The sequence below is a fragment of the Amycolatopsis aidingensis genome (assembly GCF_018885265.1).
GTDB lineage: Bacteria > Actinomycetota > Actinomycetes > Mycobacteriales > Pseudonocardiaceae > Amycolatopsis > Amycolatopsis aidingensis.
Window position 1 is genome coordinate 7,500,530 of sequence record NZ_CP076538.1, and the last position, 18,176, is coordinate 7,518,705.

An 18,176-nucleotide genomic window follows, 5' to 3' on the forward strand; every position below is an offset into this window, starting at 1 on the left:
AGTAAGGAGACCACGTGGGTACCACCGCACCGCGGACACCTGTGCTGCCGCCGCCCACGGCGAGTACCGGGGCAGCGAGGGCGCTGGCACCGGATCTGGCGCGCGGGTTCATGCTGCTGGCGATAGCGCTGGCACATATCCCGTTGTTCGTCAGCAATCCGGGCATGGGCTCGAAGCCACTGAACGAAGCGGGCGAGTTCCTGTTGACGTTACTGGTCAGCAACGAGGCACGACCGCTTTTCGTGTTCCTGTTCGGTTACGGTCTCGCGCAGCTGATGCGCGGCAGGCAGCAGCGCGGTGATGACTGGACGTCGATCCGGAAACTACTGCGTCGACGCGGCTTCTGGCTGTTCGCGATCGGTCTCGTGCATGCCGTCGTGATCGCGCCCATTGACATCCTCACCGTGTACGGCTTGGCCGCGATGCTGGTCGCAGGGATGGTGCGGGCAAAGGACTCGACACTGCTCTGGGCCGCGGGGGTGAGCTTCATCCCTGCCACCGCGGTGACGGCGTGGCTGCTGCGATCCGAGCTGAGCGGCACGGCCGCCGAGGTCGGCGGGTCCGGCTTCGCGGCCTCGATGTCGGCAGACCCCTTCGCGAACATGCTCACCCGGCTGGAAATGGCGCCGATGGGGACTCCGATGACCCTGGCCATGGTGCTTCCGGGCGTGCTGTTCGGCATCTGGGCGGCACGGCGCCGATTCCTCGACGAACCGGCGGCGCACTACCCGCTGCTGGGCCGTGCGGCGGTACTGCTCATCGGGTTGTCCCTGGCAGGCAAGCTTCCAGCCGCGCTGATGGCCTCCGGAGTATGGACCACGCCGAGCGAGACTGCCGTGCTGATCGCCTCCGTCGCACATCCGCTCACCGGATACCTCGGCGGTATCGGGCTTGCCGCACTCATCGGGCTCGTCGCCGTGCGGCTCGGCCGGACCAGGGGACCCGTCACGACGGCGATCGAAGCGCTCGGGCAGCGGTCGATGACCTTCTACATCTTCCAGTCGTTCGTGGCACTGACGCTGTTCTACCCGTTCACCCTCGGGTTGACCGACGACATGGGGCTCGCCGGAGCCATCGGGGTGGCGATCGCCACCTGGCTGGTGTCCCTCATCCTCGCCGAGGCAATGCGCCGCGCGAACTACCGTGGTCCGTTCGAGACATTGCTCCGTCGCCTCAGCTACCGCCAGGGCGCCCGGCACCACTGACGCCGGCTCGGCGGCCCACCAGCAGAAGCCAGGCAAGGTAACCGCCGCCGAGCGCGGCGGTGACCACGCCAACCGGCAGCAGTGAGGACTCCAGCAGCCGCTGACCGAGATAGTCGGCGGCCACCACCAGCGCGGCCCCCATTACCGCCGAGGGCAGCAGGTTCGGCCCGGGTAGCCGGGTCAGCCTGCGCGCCAGCTGGGGCGCGGCGAGCGCGATGAACGGCACCGGGCCCGCGCTCGCGGTCGCCGCCGCGGTCAGCGCCACGGCCAGCCCGAACAGCAGCGGCCGTACCCGGTTGACGTCCACCCCGATGCCGATCGCCAGCGGGTCGCCCATCTCCAGCATGCGCAGCGGGCGGCCGTAGCAGAACACCACGGGAGCCAGCACGGCCACCGCGATGGCCAGCGGCAGCAGGTGGTCCCAGCCGCGGCCCGCCAGGTTGCCGACCATCCAGGTGACCGCCTGCGCCGCGTCCCCGATGGCCACCTTGGTCAGCAGGTAGGAGTTCAGCCCGACCAGCACGGCGCTCACCCCGATGCCGATCAGCACCAGCTTGTCACCGAGCAACCCGCGCGAGCCGCAGAGCAGGGACACCAGCAGCGCGGTGCCCAGCCCGCCGGCCAGCGCGCCGAGCGCGACCGCACCGGCGCCCGCGCCGAACACCAGGATGGTCACCACCCCGCCGGTCGCCGAGCCCGTGGTGAAGCCGATGATGTCCGGGCTACCCAGCGGGTTGCGGGTGAGCACCTGGAACACCGTCCCGGCCAGTGCCAGCGCCATCCCGATCAGCACGGCGACCAGCACCCGCGGCAACCGCTGCTCGGTGACCACCAGGTAGTCGAACTTGCTGCCCTGCCCGGCGAGGGTGCGCAGCACCTCGGCCGGGGTGAGCGCGTAGTCCCCGGTACCGATGGAAAGCACCACCAGCACGAAGGTGGTCACGGCAAGGCTGCCGACCACCACGGTGGGCCGGGCCCCGATGCGCAACTCCGTCCGCCTGCTCATCGGCCCACCGCCCGCAGCCGCCGGACCAGCCACACCAGCACGATGCCGCCGAGCACGTCGGTGACGATGCCCACCTGCAGCTCGCCGGGGCTGCCGAGTACCCGGCCGAGCACATCGCAGCCGAGCAGCAGCACCGGCGCGACCAGCACGGACAGCCCGAGTACCCAGCGCTCGTCCTGGCCGGCCAGCCCGCGCACCAGCTGCGGCACCATCAGCCCGACGAAGGCGATCGGCCCGCAGGCCGCGGTGGCGGCCCCGCACAACAGGCCGACCGCGAGCAGCCCGGCCGAGCGCACCAGCAGCGGGTTGGTGCCGAGGCCGTGCGCGGTGTCCTCGCCGAGGGCAAGCGCGTTCAGCGAGCGGCCGAGCAGCAGCGCGAGCACCACCCCGGCCAGGAAGAACGGCAGCAGCACGGTCAGCGCGTCGACCTCCCGGTTGGCCAGCGAGCCGACCAGCCAGAACCGCATCTTGTCCAGCGAGTGCGTGTTGATCAGTTGCATGGCCTGGTTGATCCCGACGAAGCTCGCCTGCACCGCGACCCCCGCCAGGGCCAGCCGCATCGGGCTGCTTGCGCCCCGCCCGCCGCCGATGGCATACACCAGCGCGGTGGCCACCAGCGCCCCGGCGAAGGCGAACCAGATCAGCCCGGCGGGCTCGGTGACACCAAAGGCCGCCAGCGCGAACACGATCGCCACCGCGGCACCGTGGTTGATGCCGAGGAAGCCGGGGTCCGCGATCGGGTTACGGGTGATCGACTGCATCAGGGCGCCCGCCAGGCCCAGCGCCATCCCCGCCGCGATCCCGAGCAGGGTGCGCGGCACCCGGGTGTCCCTGACCACTACGTCCTCGAAGGTGCCCTCATAGGCGAACAACGCGTGCAGCACGGCGCCGAGGGAAAGCTGGTTCGAGCCGAAGGCGATCGACAGCAGGGCCACCACCAACAGGGCGACGAGCGCGCCGAGCAACAGCAGTGGCCGCAGGGTGCGCAGGTCGCGCCCGGGCGGCGAGGTGATCGTCACCATGGCGCCAACAGTAAGGCAAGGCTAGCCTTATACAAATAGTCGGTCAGCTCACCTTACCTTCTGGGAGGCGTACATGCGTTCCATCAGCGCCCTGAGCCGCCGCGGGTTCCTGACCGGGGTCGCCGCACTCGGCGCGACCGCGACGCTGGCCTCCTGCGGCTACCGCGAGGACAGTGAATCCCAGGGCACCGGAGGCGGCCAGGCTGGCGGGACCTGGCAGTACACCGACAGCCGGGGCCGCGTGCTGGACGGCCCCCGGCCGGAGCGGATCGTCGCGCAGGTGGCCGCGGCCGCGGCGCTGTGGGAGTTCGGGCTGCGCCCGGTCGGCATCTTCGGGCCGTCCCGGCTGCCGGACGGCAGCCCGGATCCCGAGGTGGGGGCGGTGGACCTGGACACGGTCACCTCGCTGGGCAACGTCTGGGGCGAGTTCAACTACGACGCCTATATCGGCCTGCGGCCGGACCTGCTGGTCAGCATCATGTACACAGAGGACTCGCTGTGGTACGTGCCCGAGGAGCAGGCCGACCAGATCGAGAAGGCCGCGCCCACGGTGGGGGTGGACGTGGGCTTCGTCTCCATGCTGGACGGGATCGCGAAGTTCCGGGAGCTGGCCAAGGCGCTCGGCGCCGATGTGGACGCCGAGCCGGTGCGCGCGGCGCGGTCCGGGTTCGAGGAGATCGACGCCCGGTTCGAGGAGGCGGTCGGCGCGCTCGGGGACAAGCGGGTGCTGCTGGTCTCGGCGACCCAGGACAACTTCTACGTCGGCAAGGCGGCAGGCTTCCCCTCCGCGAAGCACTTCACCGAGCGCGGGATGACCATCGTGGAGCCGGAGCAGACCACCGACGGGGCCTACTGGGAGGCGCTGAGCTGGGAGAACGCCGGGAAGTACGAGGCGGACGTGATCCTGTACGACAGCCGCGCGGAGAACCTGCAGGGCGAGGAACTCGCCGGGTTCCCGACCTGGAACCAGCTACCCGCGGTGCAGGCTGGCCGGACCATCGGCTGGAACCCGGCGATCCCGTTCAGCTACCACTCCTTCGGCTCCCAGCTCAGCAGCATCACCAAGGCCCTCACTCAGCTGACCTAGCTTGCTGTAACTCAGCCGCGGGCGTGGGCGTGCAGCAGGTGGGCGACGGCCTCGGTGACGCGCTGGGCCTGGTCCAGGTGTAGCCACTCGTCCGGGACATGCGCGTTGGAATCCGGGCCGAGCGCCCCGGTCACCAGGAACTGCGCCTCCGGGTACTTCTCGCCGAGCAGGCCCATGAACGGGATCGAGCCGCCGAGCCCGACGCTGCGCCACGGCGCGCCGAACACCTGCTCGCTGACCCGCTCCAGCCCGTCGGCGAGCCAGGGTGCGGCCTCCGGCGCGTTCCAGCCGTCGGCCTGCTCCAGCCCGGACAGCTCCACGGTTGCGCCGTACGGCACGTCCGTGGTCAGCACCTTCCGCACGGCGGAAAGCGCGGCTGCGGAATCGGCGGTGGGCGGCAGCCGGAAGCTCAGCGCCAGCGTGGTCGCGTCACGTAGCACGTTGCCTGCCTCGGCGGGATCGGGCAGGCCCGCCCCGCCGATCACCGAGAGCGTCGGCCGCCAGCTGTTGTTCAGCAGCAGCTCCACCTCGTCCTCCGCGGCCGGGCGCATGCCGGCGGCCAGCGGGAAGGCCTTCGCGGTTGCGCCGGGCGCGACCTCGGCGGTGGCCACGGTCTCCGCCCGCCGGTTGGCCGGGATCTCGACATTGAACTCATCCAGCAGGATCTGCCCGGTCCCGGCGTCCTCGACACGGTCCAGCAGGCTGCGCAGGATCCGGAACGAGCTGGGCACCACCCCGCTGGCCAGCCCGGAGTGCTGCGCGGACTCCAGCACCCGCACGGTCACGTCCACCTGCACCATGCCGCGCAGGCTGGTGGTCAGCCACAGCCGCTGATAGTCGTTGCCGCCGGAGTCAAGGCAGACCACGAAGGTCACCCGGCCGAGCCGCTCCGCCAGCTGCTCCAGATAGGCAGGCAGGTCCGGGCTGCCGGACTCCTCGCCGGTCTCCAGCAGCACCACGGCCCTGGCGTGACTGCCGCCAGCGGCGCGCACCGCCGACAGCGCGGCGGCCGCGGCATAGCCCGCGTAACCGTCGTCCGCGGAGCCGCGCCCGTACAGCCTGCCGTCCCGGACCACCGGGCTCCACGGCCCGAGCCCCTCCGACCAGCCACCGACCGGTGGTTGCTTGTCCAGGTGCCCGTACAGCAGCACGGTGCCTGCGTCCGGCGAGACATCCTCGGTGGCGGGCACGTCCAGCAGCAGCACCGGGCTGCGCCCCGGTAACCGGACCACCTCGATGGTGGCCCCTGGGAACTGGCGCGCATTCAGCCAGCCGCGGACATGTTCCACGGCGGCTTCCAGCTGCCCGGACTGCTGCCACTCGCTGTCGAAAACGGGAGAGAGGGCGGGAATTTCCACCAGGCCGCACAGGCTGGGGAGGATGTCGTCCGCCCACAGCCCACGCACGGTGTTGTGTACCGAGTTTTGCTCCACGTGGCCCATCCTGCCAGTCCAGATCACAGTTCGGCTCAGCTATTGATTGGCACGCTACTCAACAGTTAACTTCACTGTTCTCCGTGATCTAAATCACTTTGTGGATGTGTGATGCTGACGGTGAAAAACCTCGAGGTCGTGTACTCCGACGTGGTGCTGGTGCTGCGCGGGCTGAGCCTCGAGGTGCCGGACGGCCGGATCGTCGCGCTGCTCGGCGCGAACGGGGCTGGTAAGACCACCCTGCTGCGGGCGGTCACCGGGCTGCTGACCCCGCACCGGGGCAGGATCACCAAGGGCAGCGTGCGGCTGGCGGACCGGGACATCACCGGTGCGGACCCGGCCGAGGTGGTACGCGGCGGGATCGCGCAGGTGATGGAGGGCAGGCGGGTCTTCGCCGAGATCACCGTGGACGAGAACCTGCGTACCGGCGCCTACACCCGGCGCTCCCGCGCGGAGGTACGGGAGTCCTACCAGCGCGTGCTGGACCTGTTCCCGGTGCTCGGGCAGCGGCGCCGGTCGATCGCCGGTTACCTCTCCGGCGGGGAGCAGCAGATGCTGGCGATCGGCAGGGCGCTGATGGCGGCTCCCCGATTGCTGCTGCTGGACGAGCCCTCGCTCGGTCTGGCGCCGAAGCTGGTCGAGCAGGTGCGGGACATCATCGTGCAGATCAACGAGCAGGGCACCAGCGTGCTGCTGGTCGAGCAGAACGCGCTGATGGCACTGTCCATTGCGGACTCCGGGTACGTGCTGGAGACCGGGAAGGTGGTCCGCGACGGCCCGGCCGCCGAGCTGCGCGCCGACGAGGACATCCGCGAGTTCTACCTCGGCGCGGGTGCGGCGCGGTCCCGGCGTTCCTTCGCCGAGGTGAAGAGCTACCGCAGGAGGAAGCGATGGAGCACGTGAGCACCGGTGCGCCACTGCTCGAGGTGCGGGAGCTGACCCTGCGCTTCGGCGGGGTCACCGCGCTGGACGGGGTGAGCTTCCAGGTCGCCCGCGGCGAACTGTTCGCCGTGATCGGACCGAACGGCGCAGGGAAAACCTCGATCTTCAACTGCCTCGGCGGGGTCTATCGCCCGCAGCACGGCACGATCACCCTGGAGGGCCGCGGGCTCACCGGCCGCGCCCCGGCCACGATCGCCGCCATGGGGGTGGCGCGCACCTTCCAGAACCTCGGTCTGTTCCGGCACCTCACCCTGATCGACAACCTGATGCTGGGCAGGCACCACCTGATGCGCACCGGGTTCCTCGCCGGAATGGCCTGGTGGGGCCGGGCGAAACGGGAGGAGATCAGCCACCGCGCCGCGGTGGAGGAGATCGTCGAGCTGCTCGAGCTGGAGCCCTACCGGTCGATGCCTGCCGGGCTGCTGCCCTACGGGGTCGCCAAGCGCGCCGAGCTCGGCAGGGCGCTGGCGATGGAGCCTGCCCTGCTGCTGCTGGACGAGCCGGTCGCCGGGATGAACCTGGAGGAGACCGAGGACACCGCCCGGTACCTGCTGGAGATCCGGCGGGAGCTGGGGCTGGCGATGATCCTGGTGGAGCACGACATGAAGCTGGTGATGGATCTCGCCGACCGGGTGCTGGCGCTGGACTTCGGGGTGGCCATCGGCACCGGGACGCCCGCGCAGGTCCAGCAGGACCCCAGGGTGATCGACGCCTACCTCGGCGGTGCGGCATGAGTAGTTCGGTACTGGATCGCGGCACCGAAAGGGCGGAACACCTCGGGAAGGCGGCCACGCTGCCGGCGCGGTTGCTGGAGCAGGCCCGGGAGCGCGGGAACGCGCCCGCGATCCGGGAGAAGTACCGCGGGTACTGGCGGGAGTGGACCTGGGCTGAGTACGCCCGGCGGGTGGCCGCCGTGGCCGCGGGGCTGCGCGAGCTCGGCGTCGGGCCGGGCACCAGGGTGGCCATCCACGCCGAGAACCGCCCGGAATGGGTGCTCGCCGACCTGGCGGTACAGGGGCTCGGCGGGCAGAGCATCGGGGTGTACCCGACCTCACCGGAGATCGAGGTCGAGTACCTGCTCGGGCATTCCCGCAGCACGGTGCTGATCGCCGAGGACGAGGAGCAGCTGGACAAGGCACTCGCGGTCCGGCACCGGCTGCCCGAGCTGCGGCATCTGGTGCTGATGGACCCGCGCGGGGTGCGGGTGGCGGAGGTACCGGGGCTGCTCACCTTCGCCGAGCTGGAACGCCGCGGCGGAGGTACGGACGCGCTGGCGGCCTACGCCGACTCGGTGTCCACACTGGACCCTTCGGCGACCGCGATCCTGGTGTACACCTCGGGAACCACCGGTCCGCCCAAGGGCGCGATGATCTCGCACGCCAACCTTGTGGCCTCGGCGAAGGTGTTCGTCGAGGCGCTGGGTGCCGAGGGCGGGGACGAGGTGCTCAGCTACCTGCCGCTGTGCCATATCGCCGAGCGGCTGATCTCGGTGGTGGACGCGGTCTGGGCCGGTTCGGTGGTCAACTTCGGCGAGGGCGGCGACTCCTTCGCCGCGGACCTGCGGGACATCCAGCCCACCGTGTTCCTCGGGGTACCGCGGGTGTGGGAGAAGATGCTGGCCGGGGTGCAGATCCGGATGGCCGACGCCTCCCCGCTCAAGCGCGGGCTGTACCGGCTGTGCCTGCGGCATGGCAGGCGGATCGCGGCCCGGCGGATGTCCGGTCTGCGTACCCTGGCCGACCGGCTCACCTTCGCCGCCTGCGACCTGCTGATCTTCCGGCCGCTGCGGGAGAAGCTCGGCATGGTGCGGGTGCGCACCGCGATCAGCGGCGCCGCCCCGATCGCCCCGCAGGTGCTTGAGTACCTGTGGGCCATCGGCATCACGGTGCGCGAGGGCTACGGGCAGACCGAGAACACCGCGATCTGCACCCTGACTCCTGCCGCGGACGTGCGGCTGGGCGCGGTCGGCGTGCCGCTGGCCGGGGTGGAGCTGCGGATCGCCGAGGACGGCGAGATCCTCACCCGCTCGGCCGGCGTGTTCCAGGGGTACCTGGACGACTCGCATGCCACATCGTCCACAATCGACAGTGAAGGCTGGCTACACACCGGGGATGTCGGGGAGCTGGACGCGGACGGCTACCTGCGGATCACCGACCGGAAGAAGGACATCATCATCACCGCGGGCGGCAAGAACGTCTCGCCATCGGAGATCGAGAACCGGCTCAAGGTCTCGCCCTACCTGCGGGAGGCCGTGGTTCTCGGTGACCGGCGCAAGTACCTGACCGCGCTGATCGGGATCGAGCGGGACACCGTTGGCGACTGGGCCACCCGGCGCGGGCTGGCCTACACCACCTACGCCGACCTCTCCGGCAAGCCCGAGGTCCGCGACCTGGTGCAGAGCGTGGTCACCGAGGTGAACCACGAACTGGCCGCGGTGGAGCAGATCAAGCGGTTCCGGCTGATCGACAAGGAGCTGGACCACGAAGGCGGCGAGCTGACCGCCACCCAGAAGGTCAAGCGCAGGGCCATCGCCGAGCGGTTCGCCGAGGAGATCGAGGCGATGTACTCATGATCACCTTCTTGCAGAACTGTTTCGCGGGACTCGCGCTCGGCTCCACCTACGCGCTGGTGGCGCTCGGCTTCGTGGTGATCTACAAGTCCACCGGGGTGATCAACTTCGCCCAGGGCGGGCTGCTCGCGCTCGGGGCGTATCTTGGCTACACCTTCGCCGAGAACCTGGCCATGGCCTTCGCGCTGGCTGTGGTGCTGTGCTGCGCCTCGGCCGCGCTGGTCGGCGCCGGGTTCGAACGGCTGGTGCTGCGCCGGATGGTCGGCCAGCCGCCGTTCGCGGTCATCATGATCACCATCGGGCTGCTGTTCGTGCTGGAGCCGCTGATCACCGCGATCTGGGGGTTCCGGAACAAGCAGGTGCCCAACCCGTGGAACATCCGCACCGTCGAGGTCGGCGGGCTGGTCTTCGGGGTGCGGGACCTGTGGACGATCGGCCTCACCGCGGCCGTGGTCCTCGCCTTCTTCCTGTTCTTCCGCTACAGCTCGCTCGGCCTTGCCATGCGCGCCACCGCCTTCGACCCGGAGGCCGCGCTGGCCCAGGGCATCAGCGCGCGCAAGGTGTACGCGGTGTCCTGGGCGATCGCCGCAGCCCTTGCCGCGCTGGCCGGGATCACCATGGCTGCCGGCCCCGGCGGGCTGTCGCCTTCCATCGGGTTCATCGCGCTGGCCGCCTTCCCCGCGATGATCCTCGGCGGGCTCGACTCGCCTGCCGGGGCGGTACTCGGCGGGCTGATCATCGGGCTGGCCGAGGCACTCACCCGCGGCTACCAGCAGCATCTGGCCGGCTGGGCAGGGGACAACGTCTCGGTGATCGTGCCCTACCTGCTGATGATCGTGATCCTGCTGATCCGGCCGTACGGCCTGCTGGGCACCAAAGAAGTGAGGCGGCTGTAGATGGCCAAGGCACACCGGAACCTGGTCCGTGGCTACGCCGAGCAGCTGCGGCTCTTCGGCACGCCATGGACCAGGTTCGGCCTGCTCGCGATGCTACTGGTGTTCCTGGTGCTGCCCACCGTGGTGCAGGACGACTTCTGGCTTTCCGTGCTGATCTACGTCGGGATCACCGCGGTCGGCGCGATCGGGCTGAACCTGCTCACCGGCTACTGTGGACAGATCTCGCTCGGGCACGCCTTCTTCATCGGCGCCGGGGCCTACGTCACCGCGCGGGTCGGCGGGGATCTCGGCCTGCCACTGCCGTTGTGGCTGCTCGCGGCCGCCGCGGTGGGGGCGGCGCTCGGCGGGCTGATCGGGCCGTTCACCCTGCGGCTGCGCGGGCACTACCTGGCGATCGTCACGCTCGGCCTGATCTTCATCGGCGAGCACCTGTGGCGCAATCTCACCGGGCTCACCGGCGGCAACTCCGGCACCTCGGTGACCGCGGGCGCCACCATCGGCCCGGTCGACTTCGGCGCGCTGACCATCGCCGGGGAGAGCTACTCGCGCAACCAGGGCTACTTCTGGCTGGTGTGGGGCCTGGTCGGGATCGTCGCGCTGCTGGCGAAGAACCTGGTGCGCACCAGGCCGGGCCGGGCACTGCAGGCGATCCGCGACCGGGACCAGGCGGCCGAGGTGATCGGGGTGCGGGCCGGCCGGTACAAGATCGGCGCGTTCATGATCTCCAGCGCGATCGCGGCCATGGCTGGCGCGCTGTTCGGCTCGTACCAGCAGTTCGTCAGCCCGGACGAGTGGAACCTGCTGCTGTCCATCCAGTACATCGCGATCGTGATCGTCGGCGGCCTCGGCACGATCTTCGGTTCGGTACTCGGGGCGATCTTCGTGGGCGCGCTGCCCGCGCTGATCGACCGCTACTCCGACGCCATCCCCGGCGTGCGCACCAGCGTCGGCGGCGAGGGGTTCATCAGCGTTTTCGCGCTCAACCAGGCCATCTTCGGCCTGCTGATCGTGTTGTTCCTCGTGCTGGAACCACTCGGCCTCGCCGGCATCTGGCTACGGGTCAAGAACTACTTCAAGGCGTGGCCGTTCTCGTACTGACCAAGGAGGTCTGGCATGCGCACGACACGATTTCGGCTGGTGGCGGCGATCGCGGCGGTAACCCTCGCCGCCGCCTGCGGTGGCGCGGGCGAGGGCGGTGACTCCGGCGGTGGCACCGCGGGCGAGCCTGCGAACACGGCCGGGTTCGACGGCAGCACGATCCGCCTCGGCGTGCTCAGCCCGCTGTCCGGACCGATCGCGGTGATCGGCCAGCCGCTGACCTCCGGCAACAAGGTGTGGTTCGACCACATCAACGCCCAGGGCGGGATCGCAGGCAAGTACAAGGTCGAGCTGGTGCAGGAGGACACCCAGTACAAGCCGGATGTCACCGTGCAGCAGTACAACAAGATCAAGGGCGAGGTGGTGGCGTTCACCCAGATCCTCGGCACCGCGCCGACCCTCGCGGTGCTGCCGCAGCTGCGTTCGGACAAGATCCTCGGCGCGCCCGCGTCGCTGGACGCGCTGTGGGTGCGGGAGGACAACCTGCTGCCGGTCGGGGCGCCGTACCAGATCCAGTCGATCAACGCGATGGATCACTACCTCGGCGAGGGCGGCGGCTCGCCCGACTCCACGATCTGCACGATGGTGCAGGACGACGTCTACGGAGAGGCGGGCCAGCAGGGCATCGACTACGCGGCGGAGAAGTACGGCTTCACCGTGGCGAACACCCAGCGGTTCAAGGTGAACACCGAGAACTACGCCGGGCAGATCGGCGCGCTGGCCCAGGCAGGCTGCGAGATGGTGTTCCTCACCGCGACCCCGACGGACGCGGGCAAGATCTGGGGCACCGCGGCGCAGGCCAAGTTCACCCCGAAGTGGTACGCGCAGTCACCCAGCTACGTCGGCGCGCTGGCCGAGTCGCCGGTGGCGCCGTACATGCGGCAGTACGTGACCATCGTGGCCGAGGGCACCGAGTGGGGTGACGAGTCGGTCCCCGGGATGCAGGACATGGTGTCCAGGGTGGCGGAGTACGCGCCGCAGCAGCAGCCGGACTTCTACTTCGCCTTCGGCTACAACCAGGCCCGCGCGATGACCGAGGTGCTGGAGCAGGCGGTGGCGGCCGGTGACCTCTCAAGGGACGGGGTGCTGGCGGCGTCCAGGCAGCTGGGCACGGTGTCCTTCGAGGGGCTGACCGGTGACTACGCTTACGGTCCCGCCGAGCAACGGAACCCACCGCGCACGACCACGCTGTTCTCGGTCGACCCTGCCAAGCCCTTCGGCCTCGCCACGCTGAAGTACAACTTCACCTCCGAAGCCGCCAAGTCCTTCGAGTTCAAGAAGGCCGACATCTGACCATCAGGCGGTGGCGTGGGCGTGCAGGATGCGGGCGATGGCCTCGGTGACCCGCGCGGTCTGGTCCAGGTGCAGCCACTCGTCCGGGACGTGCGCGTTGTTGCCGGGGCCGCGCGGGCCGGTCACCACGAACTGGGCCTGCGGGTAGGCACGGGCGAACATGCCGAGGAAGGGAATCGAGCCGCCCAGCCCGATCGCCTGCCAGTCCCGGTCGAACACGTCCGCGCTGACCTTGTCCAGCGTGGACTCCAGCCAGGGTGCGGTCGGCGGGGCGTTCCAGCCGTCGGCCGCATCCGCCCGGTCCAGCAGCACCTGCGCACCGAACGGCACCCCGCCGGTGAGCGCGCGCTCGATCGCACGCAGCGCGGCTGTGGCGTCCGCGGTCGGCGGCAGCCGGAAGCTCAGCTTGAGCCCGGTCAGCGGCCGCAGCACGTTGCCTGCCTCGGCGATCGGCGGTAGCCCGTCGGCGCCGGTCACCGAGAGCGTGGGCCGCCAGGTGTTGTTCAGGATCAGCTCCACCGCGTCCTCGCTCAACGGGCGCACGCCCTCGGCCAGCGGCAGCTCCGGGGCGCGATAGCCACCGGCGACCGCGGCACGGATCTCGGCCAGCCGTTCCGGCGGCACCTCCACGTTCAGCTCGGGCAGCGTGATCTCGCCGGTGTGCGGGTCCTCGATCCGGTCCAGCAGCTGCCGGATCACCCGGAAGGAGCTGGGCACGATGCCGCTGCCGTGCCCGGAGTGCACCCCGGACTCCAGCACCCGCACGGTCAGGTCCAGGAAGGCGATCCCGCGCAGCGAGGTGGCCAGCCACAGCCGCTCGTAGTCCCCTCCCGCGGTGTCCAGGCAGATCACCAGGCCGACCGGACCCAGCCGGTCGGCAAGCAGTTCGAGGTACCGGGGCAGGTCGGGGCTGCCGGACTCCTCACAGGTCTCCAGCAGCAGCACGGTACGCGCGTGCCGCCCACCCGCGGCCTGCAGTGCGGACAGCGCACCGGCGCCCGCGTAGGCGGCGTAGCCGTCGTCGCCCGCGCCGCGGCCGTACAGCCTGCCGTCCCGGACCACCGGGGTCCACGGGCCGAGGCCGGGGGACCACTCACCCGCGGCGGGCTGCTTGTCCAGGTGGCCGTAGACGACCACGGTCTCCTCGTTCGAGGCTTCCCTTGCGGGCACGTCCAGCACCAGCAGGGGGGTGCGCCCCGGCAGCTGGATCACCTCGGTGCTCGCCCCGCGCAGGCCGAGCGCCGCCAGCCAGTCCCGGACATGCCGCACGGCCGCGTGCAGCTGGCCGTTCGCCGACCAGACCGGGTCGAAGGCGGGCGAGAGTGCGGGGATCGCGACGAAACCGGACAGGCTGTCCAGCGCCGTACCAGCCCACAGCTCGTGCACGGTCTCCCGGAGTACGTGCTGGTCCATGCCCCCGATCCTGACATGGACGGGGTGTGTCATATGCCACAACACCGGCATTCGGGGGACGGATGGCCGGGATGCCTGCCCGGTCGCCGCCGCCTATTCACCCGCATGGAAGGGCTGGTCGCGCTGGGCGGGCGCAAACCCTACTTTCGGCGGCCCCACGGTAGGTGTTCCAAGCGTTTACGCAGCTCGGACGGTACTTCGTCAACAACAAAACGGCTTCGAGGACTCACCAGAAGGGCGGGTTTCATGCCAGGATGACCGCGAACACCGTCACCGCCGACGGATACGCCAGCGCTCGGACCCGATGCGCGAGTGGCCGCCGGCGAGTCGTCGTGGCGGCCGCCACAAGCGGCTGCGCGGCACCGACACAAGGAGTAGCGCATGTCGTCCCCCGAACAGTGGACGCGCCCGGAACCTGGCGCCGGACCAGCCGCGACAGCGGCGGAACCGACCCCAGAACAGGTGATAGCGGGTTTGCGAGCAACGACCGAAGGTGGCGCTGAGCTCACTCAGTTGCTCACCCCCGAAGGCGAGCGGGTTCCCTCGTCACCCTTCGATCCGTATGCCGCGGACATCGACGCGGAGGCCCTGCGCGGGCTGTACCGCGACATGGTGCTGGTGCGCCGGGGTGACCGGGAGTCCAACGCCATGCAGCGGCAGGGGCAGCTGGGCATCTGGGTCCCGCTGCTCGGCCAGGAGGCGGCGCAGATCGGCTCCGGCCGCGCGCTGCGGCCGAATGACATGGCCTTCCCCAGCTACCGCGAGCATGGAGTCGCCTGGACCCGCGGGGTGGACTTCAAGGAACTGCTCGGCATCTTCCGCTGCACCGACCAGAGCGGCTGGGACTTCAAGCGGCACGGCTTCCACCCGTACACGATCGTCATCGGCAACCAGGTGCTCAACGCCACCGGCTATGCCATGGGGCAGAAGTTCGAGGGCAAGGTCGGCGGTGATGACGGTGAGGCGACGATCGTCTACTTCGGCGACGGCGCCACCAGCCAGGGCGATGTGCACGAGGGCTTCGTCTGGGCCTCGGTGTACGACGCGCCGGTGGTGTTCTTCTGCCAGAACAACCAGTGGGCGATCTCCGAGCCCACCGAGCGCCAGTCCAGGCTGCCGCTGTACCAGCGCGCCCGCGGCTACGGCTTCCCCGGCATCCGGGTGGACGGCAACGACGTGCTCGCCTGCCTCGCGGTCACCCGGTGGGCGCTGGAGGAATGCAGGCAGGGCAACGGCCCGGTGCTGATCGAGGCGTTCACCTACCGGATGGACGCGCACACCACCACCGACGACCCCACCCGCTACCGGCTGTCCGGTGAGCTCGAGGAGTGGAAGCTGAAGGACCCGATCGAGCGGGTCCGCGCGCACCTCGCCCGTGGTGGTGGCGCCGACCAGGAATTCTTCGACCAGGTGGATGCCGAGGCCGACTCCTTCGCGGCCGAGCTACGCGACTACTGCTTCAACATGCCCGACCCGCCGCCGGAGCGGATCTTCGAGAACGTCTATGCCGAGCCCTCACCGGTGCTGGAGGCGCAGCGCGAGGAGTACCTGGCCTACCTCGGTGGGTTCGCCGCCGAAGAGTCGCTTGCGGGCTCGAGCATCAACGCCGAAGAGTCGCTTGCGGGCTCGAGCATCAACGCGGCGGGGGGTGGTCGGTGATGGCTGCTCCCACCACGACGGCGAACAACGCGGCGCAGCCGAGCTCGGTACAGCAGCTGACCATCGGCAAGGCGCTCAACTTCGGACTGCGCGCCGCGATGGAACGCGATGACAAGGTCATCGTGCTCGGCGAGGACGTCGGCAAGCTCGGCGGCGTCTTCCGGATCACCGACGGGCTGCAGAAGGACTTCGGCGAGCAGCGGGTGCTGGACACCCCGCTGGCGGAGTCCGGGATCGTCGGCACCGCGATCGGCCTTGCCGTGCGCGGCTTCCGGCCGGTGTGCGAGATCCAGTTCGAGGGCTTCATCTTCCCCGGCTTCGACCAGATCTCCAGCCAGCTGGCCAAGCTGCACTACCGCACCCAGGGCAAGGTCAAGGTGCCGGTGGTGATCCGGGTGCCGTACGGCGGCGGGATCGGCGCGGTCGAGCACCACTCGGAGTCGCCGGAGTCGCTGTTCGCGCATATCGCGGGCCTGAAGGTGGTGTCCTGCTCCAACCCTGCCGACGCGTACTGGATGATCCAGCAGGCGATCTCCTGTGACGACCCGGTGCTGTTCTTCGAGCCGAAGCGGCTGTACCACTCCGGCAACCTGAAGGCCGAGGTGGACACGGCCGCCGCCCCGGACCCGCTGTTCGCCTCCAGGGTGGTGCGGCGCGGCTCCTCGGCCACGGTGGTGTGCTACGGCCCCTCGGTGAAGGTCTGCCTGGATGCCGCCACCGCCGCCGAGGACGACGGGGTGGCACTCGAGGTGATCGATCTGCGCACGCTGTCCCCGCTGGACCTGGAGCCGGTTTTCGAGTCGGTGCGCCGCACCGGAAGGCTGATCGCGGTGAGCGAGGCTCCCACCGAGTCCTCGCTGACCTCGGAGCTCGCCGCCCGGGTGCAGGAGGAGTGCTTCTACTCGCTGGAGGCGCCGGTGCTGCGGGTGGCCGGGTTCGACACCCCGTACCCGCCGACCAAGCTGGAGGACCACTACCTGCCCGATCTCGATCGGGTGCTGCATGCCGTCGACCGCGCGCTGGCCTGGTGAAGGGGGAATCGGACGAATGCCTGACTACAAGCACTTTCCCCTTGCCGACACCGCGGAGGGGCTGACCGAGGCGGAGATCCTGAACTGGCAGGTCCAGCCGGGCGACGAGGTTCAGGTGAACCAGATCGTGGTCGAGGTGGAGACCGCCAAGGCCGCGGTGGAGCTGCCGATCCCGTGGGCGGGTGTGGTCACCGAACTGCTGGTGGAACCGGGACAGACGGTCGAGGTCGGCACGCCGATCCTGACCATCGACGTCGACCCGGGCGGAGCCCCCGCTTCCGGCTCCACAGGGAACGGAACCGCCCCCGCCGAGCAGGCCGAGCCCGCACCGCAGCCGGAGGAGCCCGCCGAGGAGGAGATGAAGCCGCTGGTCGGCTACGGCTCCAAGGCGGCAACCACCAAGCGCCGGCCGCGCAAGGCCGCCGAGCCGACTGCAGGGAGTGCCCCTTTCACTGCGAAAAATGCAGGCAACGGTGCACTCACAGCGGAGCAGGAGGTGGGCGGGTATGTGCCGCTGGCGAAGCCGCCGGTGCGCAAGCTCGCCAAGGATCTCGGGGTGGACCTGCGCACGGTCACCGGCAGCGCCGAGGGTGGCGTGATCACCAGGGAGGACGTGCAGCGGGCCGCTGCCGCCGAGGAGGCACCCGCCGAGGCCGCGGCAGCCGCCACGGCGCCCGCCGCGGACACCGCGGCGCGGGAGCACCGGGTGCCGATCAAGGGCGTGCGCAAGGCCACCGCGAACGCCATGGTGCAGAGCGCGTTCACCGCGCCGCATGTCACCGAGTTCCTCACGGTGGACGTCACGCCGATGATGGAGCTGCGGGAGAAGCTGAAGCAGAGCCCGGCCTTCGCCGGGGTCAAGCTCACCCCGCTCGCCTTCGCCTGCAAGGCGATGTGCCTTGCCGCCAAGCGCACCCCGGACGTGAACGCTACCTGGGACTCCGAAGCCGGCGAGATCGTCTACAAGGACTACGTGCATCTCGGGGTCGCCGCGGCCACCCCGCGCGGGCTGGTGGTCCCGAAGATCCGCGACGCCGACCGGATGTCCCTTGCCGAGCTCGCCGGCGCGATCGGGGAACTCACCGACACCGCACGGGAGGGCAAGACGCCGCCTGCGGACATGCTGAACGGGACCATCACGATCAGCAACGTCGGGGTGTTCGGCGTGGACACCGGCACCCCGATCGTCAATCCCGGTGAGTCGGCGATCCTCGCCTTCGGCATGATCCGGGACACCCCGTGGGTGGTCGACGGCGAGCTCACGGTGCGCAAGGTGCTGCAACTGGCACTCAGCTTCGACCACCGGGTGGTGGACGGCCAGCAGGGCTCGCAGTTCCTCGCCGACGTCGGCGCGCTGCTCGCCGACCCCTCGGTGGCCTTCACCTTCTGACCCAGCCCGTCCCCCGAGGGCCCTGAACGGCATGTTCGCGACGTCCACCGTCGCGAACGGCACTTTTGGGACATCTAACGTCCTGAAAGCCACGTTCAGGGCCCGGGGGAACGAATCGGGTGGGGCATACGT

At 70.0% G+C, this 18,176-nt stretch carries 14 protein-coding genes and 1 pseudogene; 11 read left to right on the plus strand and 4 right to left on the minus strand.

The window, feature by feature from the left end:
• Positions 1 to 14: 14 nt before the first annotated feature.
• A complete protein-coding gene (locus KOI47_RS34560) occupies positions 15 to 1,205 on the plus strand; it encodes a DUF418 domain-containing protein (protein ID WP_216211882.1) in 1,191 nt (396 codons plus the stop codon).
• On the opposite strand, the gene KOI47_RS34565 is transcribed toward KOI47_RS34560, so the two are convergent.
• A complete protein-coding gene (locus KOI47_RS34565) occupies positions 1,174 to 2,211 on the minus strand; it encodes a FecCD family ABC transporter permease (RefSeq protein WP_216211885.1) in 1,038 nt (345 codons plus the stop codon). The two genes, KOI47_RS34560 and KOI47_RS34565, sit on opposite strands and share 32 nt — an antisense overlap.
• Positions 2,208 to 3,233 (minus strand): FecCD family ABC transporter permease, encoded by a 1,026-nt coding sequence (locus KOI47_RS34570; protein WP_216211890.1) that lies wholly within the window; start codon positions 3,231 to 3,233, stop codon positions 2,208 to 2,210. The genes KOI47_RS34565 and KOI47_RS34570 overlap by 4 nt, the downstream gene beginning before the upstream one ends.
• Before the next feature lie 73 nt (positions 3,234 to 3,306).
• Between KOI47_RS34570 and KOI47_RS34575 the strand changes: the two genes are divergently transcribed.
• Positions 3,307 to 4,320 carry an ABC transporter substrate-binding protein gene (locus KOI47_RS34575; protein ID WP_216211893.1) on the plus strand — a complete coding sequence of 338 codons (1,014 nt, stop codon included), beginning with the start codon at positions 3,307 to 3,309 and terminating at the stop codon, positions 4,318 to 4,320.
• Between the two features lie 11 nt (positions 4,321 to 4,331).
• Here KOI47_RS34575 and KOI47_RS34580 read toward each other — a convergent pair whose 3' ends face one another.
• Positions 4,332 to 5,762 carry a M20/M25/M40 family metallo-hydrolase gene (locus KOI47_RS34580; RefSeq protein WP_216211897.1) on the minus strand — a complete coding sequence of 477 codons (1,431 nt, stop codon included), beginning with the start codon at positions 5,760 to 5,762 and terminating at the stop codon, positions 4,332 to 4,334.
• Positions 5,763 to 5,864: 102 nt separating this feature from the next.
• Here KOI47_RS34580 and KOI47_RS34585 point away from each other — a divergent pair, with 102 nt between their 5' ends.
• The 6 genes from KOI47_RS34585 to KOI47_RS34610 are packed head-to-tail and all read left to right on the plus strand — an operon-like array spanning position 5,865 to position 12,551.
• Positions 5,865 to 6,656 (plus strand): ABC transporter ATP-binding protein, encoded by a 792-nt coding sequence (locus KOI47_RS34585; protein WP_216211900.1) that lies wholly within the window; start codon positions 5,865 to 5,867, stop codon positions 6,654 to 6,656.
• The gene (locus KOI47_RS34590; RefSeq protein ID WP_216211903.1) at positions 6,644 to 7,429 is read left to right on the plus strand and encodes an ABC transporter ATP-binding protein; all 786 of its coding nucleotides are present in this window, start codon (positions 6,644 to 6,646) and stop codon (positions 7,427 to 7,429) included. Before KOI47_RS34585 ends, KOI47_RS34590 begins: the two co-directional genes overlap by 13 nt.
• Entirely contained in the window at positions 7,426 to 9,267 is a 1,842-nt protein-coding gene (locus tag KOI47_RS34595; protein WP_216211905.1) for an AMP-dependent synthetase/ligase, read from the plus strand. The genes KOI47_RS34590 and KOI47_RS34595 overlap by 4 nt, the downstream gene beginning before the upstream one ends.
• Complete coding sequence (locus KOI47_RS34600) at positions 9,264 to 10,160, plus strand: branched-chain amino acid ABC transporter permease (RefSeq protein WP_216211908.1); 897 nt, start codon at positions 9,264 to 9,266, stop codon at positions 10,158 to 10,160. The genes KOI47_RS34595 and KOI47_RS34600 overlap by 4 nt, the downstream gene beginning before the upstream one ends.
• Complete coding sequence (locus tag KOI47_RS34605) at positions 10,161 to 11,258, plus strand: branched-chain amino acid ABC transporter permease (protein ID WP_216211911.1); 1,098 nt, start codon at positions 10,161 to 10,163, stop codon at positions 11,256 to 11,258.
• A gap of 15 nt (positions 11,259 to 11,273) precedes the next feature.
• Complete coding sequence (locus tag KOI47_RS34610; RefSeq protein WP_216211914.1) at positions 11,274 to 12,551, plus strand: ABC transporter substrate-binding protein; 1,278 nt, start codon at positions 11,274 to 11,276, stop codon at positions 12,549 to 12,551.
• 3 nt (positions 12,552 to 12,554) lie between these two features.
• Here the strand turns inward: KOI47_RS34610 and KOI47_RS34615 are convergent, their stop codons facing one another.
• Complete coding sequence (locus KOI47_RS34615) at positions 12,555 to 13,964, minus strand: M20/M25/M40 family metallo-hydrolase (protein ID WP_216211917.1); 1,410 nt, start codon at positions 13,962 to 13,964, stop codon at positions 12,555 to 12,557.
• A 381-nt stretch (positions 13,965 to 14,345) separates the two neighbouring features.
• Between KOI47_RS34615 and pdhA the strand changes: the two are divergent.
• The 3 genes and pseudogenes from pdhA to KOI47_RS34630 form a co-directional block, all read left to right on the plus strand.
• A pseudogene (pdhA, locus tag KOI47_RS34620) lies at positions 14,346 to 15,533 on the plus strand (pyruvate dehydrogenase (acetyl-transferring) E1 component subunit alpha); the annotation flags it as partial.
• An 89-nt stretch (positions 15,534 to 15,622) separates the two neighbouring features.
• Complete coding sequence (locus tag KOI47_RS34625) at positions 15,623 to 16,654, plus strand: alpha-ketoacid dehydrogenase subunit beta (RefSeq protein WP_216211922.1); 1,032 nt, start codon at positions 15,623 to 15,625, stop codon at positions 16,652 to 16,654.
• Between the two features lie 16 nt (positions 16,655 to 16,670).
• Positions 16,671 to 18,044: a dihydrolipoamide acetyltransferase family protein gene (locus KOI47_RS34630; protein WP_216211926.1), complete on the plus strand. Its 1,374-nt coding sequence runs from the start codon at positions 16,671 to 16,673 to the stop codon at positions 18,042 to 18,044.
• Positions 18,045 to 18,176: the final 132 nt, after the last annotated feature.

Excerpts from the sequence above, each read along its gene's own strand:
- KOI47_RS34595 (WP_216211905.1), top strand. The coding sequence starts at position 7,426 with ATGAGTAGTTCGGTACTGGATCGCGGCACCGAAAGGGCGGAACACCTC.
- KOI47_RS34625 (WP_216211922.1), top strand. The coding sequence starts at position 15,623 with ATGGCTGCTCCCACCACGACGGCGAACAACGCGGCGCAGCCGAGCTCG.
- KOI47_RS34610 (WP_216211914.1), top strand. The coding sequence starts at position 11,274 with ATGCGCACGACACGATTTCGGCTGGTGGCGGCGATCGCGGCGGTAACC.
- KOI47_RS34615 (WP_216211917.1), bottom strand. The coding sequence starts at position 13,964 with ATGGACCAGCACGTACTCCGGGAGACCGTGCACGAGCTGTGGGCTGGT.
- KOI47_RS34605 (WP_216211911.1), top strand. The coding sequence starts at position 10,161 with ATGGCCAAGGCACACCGGAACCTGGTCCGTGGCTACGCCGAGCAGCTG.
- KOI47_RS34565 (WP_216211885.1), bottom strand. The coding sequence starts at position 2,211 with ATGAGCAGGCGGACGGAGTTGCGCATCGGGGCCCGGCCCACCGTGGTG.
- KOI47_RS34590 (WP_216211903.1), top strand. The coding sequence starts at position 6,644 with ATGGAGCACGTGAGCACCGGTGCGCCACTGCTCGAGGTGCGGGAGCTG.
- KOI47_RS34585 (WP_216211900.1), top strand. The coding sequence starts at position 5,865 with ATGCTGACGGTGAAAAACCTCGAGGTCGTGTACTCCGACGTGGTGCTG.
- KOI47_RS34630 (WP_216211926.1), top strand. The coding sequence starts at position 16,671 with ATGCCTGACTACAAGCACTTTCCCCTTGCCGACACCGCGGAGGGGCTG.
- KOI47_RS34570 (WP_216211890.1), bottom strand. The coding sequence starts at position 3,233 with ATGGTGACGATCACCTCGCCGCCCGGGCGCGACCTGCGCACCCTGCGG.
- KOI47_RS34575 (WP_216211893.1), top strand. The coding sequence starts at position 3,307 with ATGCGTTCCATCAGCGCCCTGAGCCGCCGCGGGTTCCTGACCGGGGTC.
- KOI47_RS34600 (WP_216211908.1), top strand. The coding sequence starts at position 9,264 with ATGATCACCTTCTTGCAGAACTGTTTCGCGGGACTCGCGCTCGGCTCC.
- KOI47_RS34580 (WP_216211897.1), bottom strand. The coding sequence starts at position 5,762 with ATGGGCCACGTGGAGCAAAACTCGGTACACAACACCGTGCGTGGGCTG.